Origin of the sequence: Lysinibacillus sp. (assembly GCF_032093475.1) — a bacterium.
Classification (GTDB): Bacteria; Bacillota; Bacilli; order Bacillales_A; family Planococcaceae; genus Lysinibacillus; species Lysinibacillus irui.
In genome coordinates this window covers 1-6995 of sequence record NZ_DAMDAY010000171.1, presented here as the reverse complement: position 1 = coordinate 6995, position 6995 = coordinate 1, and the positions used below count along the sequence as shown (strand labels likewise).

The 6995-nt window shown below is 38.7% G+C and carries 3 protein-coding genes; all 3 read right to left on the bottom strand.

Annotation, left to right across the window (positions count from 1 at the left end; all coding sequences use genetic code 11):
* Positions 1 to 3482: PolC-type DNA polymerase III (locus RT445_RS22330; RefSeq protein WP_313471591.1), on the bottom strand; the 3482-nt coding region annotated here is incomplete at its 3' end.
* Positions 3483 to 3752: 270 nt separating this feature from the next.
* Complete coding sequence (locus RT445_RS22325) at positions 3753 to 5459, bottom strand: proline--tRNA ligase (protein WP_274796003.1); 1707 nt, start codon at positions 5457 to 5459, stop codon at positions 3753 to 3755.
* A gap of 149 nt (positions 5460 to 5608) precedes the next feature.
* Positions 5609 to 6874 (bottom strand): RIP metalloprotease RseP, encoded by a 1266-nt coding sequence (gene rseP, locus RT445_RS22320; RefSeq protein ID WP_274796001.1) that lies wholly within the window; start codon positions 6872 to 6874, stop codon positions 5609 to 5611.
* Positions 6875 to 6995 lie beyond the last annotated feature (121 nt).

Here is a 6995-nt window from a genome sequence, read left to right as displayed (position 1 = left end):
AAGCGGGTACCAAACTCTGGAATACCTAAAGTTCCGGTTTTACAGCCAATTTGTTTTTCTGTTACCCCTAAAGTTTCTGGAGAACTAAAAATTTTCATTACGACAGGATCATCGGTTGGAATTGTTTTTGGATCAATTCCTGATAAATCCTGGAGCATCCTAATAACAGTCGGATCATCGTGTCCTAGTATATCCAGCTTTAAAATATTGTCATGGATAGAGTGGAAATCAAAATGAGTTGTCCGCCATTCCGAATCCTGTGCATCCGCTGGGTACTGTACAGGAGAGAAATCATATATATCCATATAATCAGGTACTACAATTATCCCTCCAGGGTGTTGTCCCGTTGTACGTTTTACACCTGTACAGCCTTGAACTAAACGATCTACTTCTGCTCCTCGGAAATGTAGATTATGATCACTCGCATAACCTTTTACATAGCCATATGCAGTTTTTTCCGCAACGGTACCAATAGTTCCAGCACGGTACACGTAATCCTCTCCAAATAGCACCTTTGTATAGTTATGAGCTTGTGGCTGATATTCACCTGAAAAGTTCAAATCGATATCTGGTACCTTATCCCCTTTAAAGCCAAGGAAGGTTTCAAATGGAATATCTTGGCCATCTTTTTTATATGGCGTGCCACATTCTGTACAGTCCTTATTTGGCAAGTCGAAGCCAGAGCTAACCGAACCATCATCAAAAAACTCGGAATGCTTACAATTGGGACAAACATAATGAGGAGGTAGTGGGTTTACCTCTGTTATTTCCATAAAGGTTGCAACTAATGAGGAACCAACCGAACCACGTGAACCTACTAAATAGCCATCAGCTAATGATTTTTTCACTAGCTTGGCCGAAATTAAGTAAATTACGCCAAACCCGTGACCTAAAATTGATTTTAATTCCTTTTCAATTCGAGCCTTTACAATTTCAGGTAACTCTTCACCATAAATACGATGAGCCATTTCATAGGTTAAATTCGTTACTTCATCATCTGAGCCTTCAATTTTTGGTGTATAAAGGTCATCTTTAATCGGTTTAACATCCCCAATGCTTGCAGCAATTTTTTGAGCATTTGTCACCACGACTTCTTTTGCAAGGTCAGGTCCTAAAAAGTCAAATTCCTTCAGCATTTCATCTGTTGTTCTAAAATGAACTTCTGGTAGCTTGGAACGATTTAAAATATTCGCCCCACCTTGAGACCCTATAAGTATTTGTCTAAACATAGCATCTGTCGGATCTAAATAATGGACGTTACCAGTGGCCACAACAGGTTTATCTAGCTTCTTCCCTAATTTCACAAGCTTACGGATAATATCCTCTAATGTCCATTCATCACGCACGACATTGCGTTCAATTAAAGGAGCATAGACCGCCTTCGGTTGTACCTCAATATAGTCATAGAAACGAGCGACTTGCTCTGCTTCCTCAGGTGATTTATTCATCATTGTTTCGAATAATTCGCCGTTATTACATCCTGAACCGACCAACAAACCTTCTCTATATTGCTCGAGGACAGCTCGTGTCACACGAGGAACACGATAGAATGTTTTGGTATGGGAGTGTGAGACCAGTTTAAATAAATTTTTTAAACCTGCATTGTCGACTGCTAAAATTGTACAATGCATTGGTCGCCCCTTTTTATAGGCGTCACCCCCACCTATGTGCTTATTAAAGTCATCATGGTATTTGATGGCTAATTCATCTGCATCTTTTAAAAGTTGCAGCAGTAGATATCCAGTCGCCTCAGTATCATAAATCGCTCGGTGATGTTGTGTTAATTCAATATTGAATTTTTTACACAATGTATTTAAGCGATGGTTTTTCATCGTAGGATAAAGTAATCTGGCAAGCTCTAACGTATCAATTACTGGATGTACCGTTTCTTCAAGACCAAATTTTTTATAGCCAGTATACAAGAAACCAATATCAAATGATGCGTTATGAGCGACGACAATCGCATCACCAATAAATGCATGAAACTCCTTAATAACCTGCTCTACTTCTGGTGCGTTTCGAACCATATCATCTGTAATCCCTGTTAATTCAATTGTAGTAGCTGAAAGTGGATGATGAGGGTTCGCAAAGCTTTCGTATTTATCGATGACTTGGCCATCTTTAATTTTTACTGCGGCAAGTTCAATGATTGTATCGTAAGCTGTAGATAATCCTGTCGTTTCCACGTCAAAGACAACATACGTTGCATCTGCTAATAAACGATGCTCTGGAGCATAGGCAATCGGAACCCCGTCATCAACTAAATTAGCCTCTAGACCATAAATTATTTTAATCCCATGTTTTTTCCCTGCTGCATATGCTTCTGGGAAAGATTGTACAACCGCATGATCTGTAATAGCTATAGCTGGGTGACCCCACTTTGCAGCCTGTGCTACTAGTCGATCAACAGGCGTAACAGCGTCCATTTGACTCATTGGTGTATGCAAATGCAATTCAACACGTTTTTCACCCTCAGGTGCGAGATCCTGTCGTGTTTCTTTTTTGATTTCATTAATGTCGTTGGCCATGACAATTAAATCACGGATGAACGTATCTGTTTGTACGGAGCCTCGAACTTTTACCCACATACCCTTTTTCAAATGCTGCATCAATTCTGCATCATCATTATCTCGAGAGAACATTTTGACTACGATAGAATCTGTATAGTCGGTAATTTTAATTTGTAATAAGGAACGCCCACTTTTCAGTTCTCTAATTTCGGTATCAAAGACAAAACCTTCTATAATGACACGACGCTCTTCTTCGACAATTCGTTTAATTTCCATCGTTTCATCATCTTTAATATGAATCCCAAGTTGGAATGGACGATCTCCTAGGCTCGCTGCTGCTGGATTGTCCTTTTTCTCCTGCTCTCGTTTTTGGAAATCTTGCATTGCTTGCTGAGCCAATGCCGCTTCCTCTATACGCTTCTGCTCCATAAATGCTTCCTGAGCAGCAATCATTTCCTCGGTTTCTTCCTGTAGTACAAAATCTATTGCCATATGCGGGAAACCAAACTGACTATAGCTTTCTGCCAGTTTGTCTGCATACTTTGTTTTTAACATCATATATTCCATTTCCTGCATACAGGATAACGTTATTTTTTGACCATTCCACATTGGCATTTGGGAAATAAGACAGCTTTTTAGTGTTGGCGCCATCTCATCAATTTGCTCAACAACACTTAACCAGTAAGCCTGCACAAGTTCCTCTGTTACACTTTTTTCTAGCGTCTCAAACGTTGTATATATTTGCGCTATTGCTGCAAATTTCTCTGTTAAATGAGTGCGGAAAAGCTGGTAAAGTGGAAACGGAAGAATATCTCTTAATCTAATAGTAAAATGCCACAGTCTGTCCTTTTTATGGACAGTAAGACGTGATAATTCACCTTCTTCAAAAAATGACATGTATACATCATCTGTTAACTCAAGTTGCTGCAAGAGCATTCGAAATCTCATTCTTGCCTCTTGTTGCTGTTCCAATCTATCGACACCTACTTTCAGAAAGAGGCAGTCCATAAAGCCTCATCTTCTATTTCGCCTTAACACATGACGAGAATTCAAGAAAAAAATTCGCTCCCTCACTGCGGGCGCTCTTCAAGCTTAACAGAGTTTGTACCATCTGTTCTATTTTGCTTGGCTCACTGTCCCGCAGAAGTGTCGCGAATTTATTTATATCTATCTTATCAAAATTATACGAAAGCCTCTATCAAAAGCATTGACTTCCAATTATAACCGCCCAGTAATAAACCATTAATTTTTACGGAAAAATTCGTTTAAGTGATCAATTACTTCTTCTTTTTTCCATTCAAACGTTTCACCTGTTTGACGGAATTTCACTTCTACAATACCTTCAGTTGCTTTTTTACCAACTGTTACACGAACAGGTAAACCAATTAAATCAGCATCAGCAAATTTTACACCCGCACGTTCAGCACGATCATCTAAAAGAACATCATAACGATATGATTTTAATAAGCCGTATAGCTCATCTGCTAAAGCAACCTGTGCCTCATCTTTCGTATTAACAGGAACAACATGAATATCGTATGGTGCTAATTGTGCTGGCCATGTAAAGCCATTTTCATCTTGGAAGTGCTCAGCTACAGCAGCTAAAATACGAGAAACACCAATACCATAGCAACCCATAATAAATGGTTGGGCCTTCCCTTGCTCGTCTAAGAAAGTACCATTCATTTTAGCAGAGTATGTAGTACCTAATTTGAAAATATGACCAACTTCAATACCTTCCGCAAATTTGATAATACCTTGTCCATCTGGAGAAGGGTCTCCCTCTTGAATAAAACGAATATCTAAATAATCATTCACAGCAAAATCGCGCTCTGGGTTGACATTTACTAAATGGAATCCATCCTCATTTGCACCTGCAATACCATTACGAATTGATTTAATCGCATGATCTGCAACTACTTTTACATCGACAGGTAATTTCACAGGTCCAATTGAACCCACGCCACAGCCTAATAAATCACGAATTGCTGCTTCACTTGCTAGTTCCACAGAGCCTGCTTCAAGTGCATTTTTCAATTTAATATCATTGATTTCATGATCCCCACGCGCTAGGACCACAACAAGCTCTCCATCCACGTCAAAAACTAAAGATTTAATGACATTGGCAGGCTCTACTTTTAAGAATGCTGATACTTCTTCAATTGTTTTTTGATCTGGGGTAGCTACTTTTTCAACTTCTTTTAAAGCCTCATCAGAAGGTTGATAGTTGACAATTACTTCAGCCATTTCGATATTAGCCGCATAATCAGATGAATCTGAATAGGCAATCGTATCTTCTCCAATTTCAGAAAGCACCATAAATTCATGTGTGCCTTTCCCACCGATAGATCCCGCATCTGCAATAACAGCACGGTAGTTTAAGCCTAAACGAGAGAAAATATTAGAATATGCACGATACATATCTTCATACGTTTCATCTAAGCTTTCTCGTGATGCATGGAAAGAATAAGCATCTTTCATAATAAACTCTCTTCCTCGTAGTAAGCCAAAGCGAGGACGTTTTTCATCACGGAACTTTGTTTGAATTTGATACAATGTTAACGGTAATTTTTTATAGGATTTAATTTCATCACGCACTAAAGTGGTAATCACTTCTTCATGTGTTGGTCCTAAGGCGAAATCACGATCATGACGATCTTTTAAGCGCATTAATTCTGGACCGTACTTTTCCCAGCGACCTGACTCCTGCCAAAGCTCTGCAGATTGTAGTGATGGCATTAAAAGCTCAATTGAATTGATCGCTTCCATTTCTTCACGAATAATTGTTTCAATTTTTGTTAAGACACGTTTTGCAAGCGGTAAATACGAGTATACCCCACTTGTATTTTGACGAATAAACCCTGCACGTAGTAATTGCTTATGTGACTTTACCTCAGCATCAGCAGGTACTTCACGTAACGTTGGGATAAATGTTTTACTTTGCTTCATTCAGTGTTCCACCTTTTTCAATAGATAAGTTTATACTCTCAATAGCATAAACAAATTTAGCTTTGAGCGCAATGTTTCATAGAAAATGCGCTCAAAGCTAGAAAATCAAACTTCATTTAACTGTAATTTATCGGAATAGCTAATCAATATTAAAAGAAGAATCTTTGTATATCGTTCCATGTAACGACCACCATTAAGATCATTAGTAGCACGATTCCTACAAAATGAACAATTCCCTCTTTTTGACGGTCAATTGGTTTTCCACGTAAAGCTTCAAAGCCAAAGAATAATAAACGACCACCGTCAAGTGCAGGTAATGGGAGTAGGTTCATAATCCCTAAGTTAATACTTAGCATGGCTGCCCAATTCATTAAGTTCATAATACCATACTGGGCTACTTGCTCAGTTGCTTTATAAATACCTACCGGACCTGAAAGTGCATCAATGGTAAACTTACCTGTAATCAGCATACCTAGCAGTTCAAAAATTTTAACGGTCATATTATAAGTTTCTTGAGCTCCATATACAACAGCTTTTAATGGATTAAATTCTCTTGGGCTTTCATAACGAACACCAATTTGTCCATATTTTTCGCCATCTTGTTGTTGGACTTCTTTTACTGTCATATTCAAGTTAACAGATTGTCCATTTCGATCAACAGTCACCTTAATATCTTCGTTCGGATGGTCTTGAACGATGGCAGCTAAATCCTGCCATTTTTCAACAACTTGTCCATTAATGGCCGTTACTTTATCCCCTGCAAGCATTCCTGCCTGTGCAGCAGGATCATTTTCAACTACTTCAGTGATGATAGGCTCGTATGTTGGGACACCATGGATTAATCCAATCACTAAGTAAATAACAAATGCCAAAATAAAGTTAAACAATGGCCCAGCAAAGATTGTCATCGCTCGTTGACCAACTGTTTTTGCATTAAACTGACGATCATGCGGTGCAATGACCAGTTCACGACCATTTTCCACGAGAACACAATCTCTTGCTACTTGATAGCGAACTAGGCGCTCTTCTTCATCATAGCCCTCTACAAACAAGTCCTTCTCTAAATCAGCACGCTCAACTTCTAAAAATAATAAATCTGGTAGCTGCTTATTATTTTGATTGAAAATAATTTTTTTAACAATATTATCCTCATTTACAATGAGTCCTATTCGGTAGCCTGGCTGTAATTCAGTACCATCCATATCCTCGCCGGCCATACGTACGTATCCTCCGATAGGCAATAAACGAATAGTATACATTGTTTCTCCATGCGTTTTCCCATAAATTTTGGGACCCATTCCGATGGCAAATTCACGTACTAAGATACCTGCACGTTTAGCGAATAAGAAATGTCCAAGTTCATGAAAGAAGACGAGCATACCAAATATTAATATAAATGCAATGGCTGTTTGCATAATACCCCACCTTTAATAGCGATTAGTTAACGATACATTGCTCTCGTTATTTTACCATGTCCAACACTATTTTTCTTGTCTCACTGTCCACATGTAAAATCGTTTGTAGATCTGGTACTGC

Bases quoted from the DNA above. Each gene is read 5' to 3' on its own strand.
- RT445_RS22325 (WP_274796003.1), bottom strand. From the start codon at position 5,459: ATGAAGCAAAGTAAAACATTTATCCCAACGTTACGTGAAGTACCTGCT.
- rseP (WP_274796001.1), bottom strand. From the start codon at position 6,874: ATGCAAACAGCCATTGCATTTATATTAATATTTGGTATGCTCGTCTTC.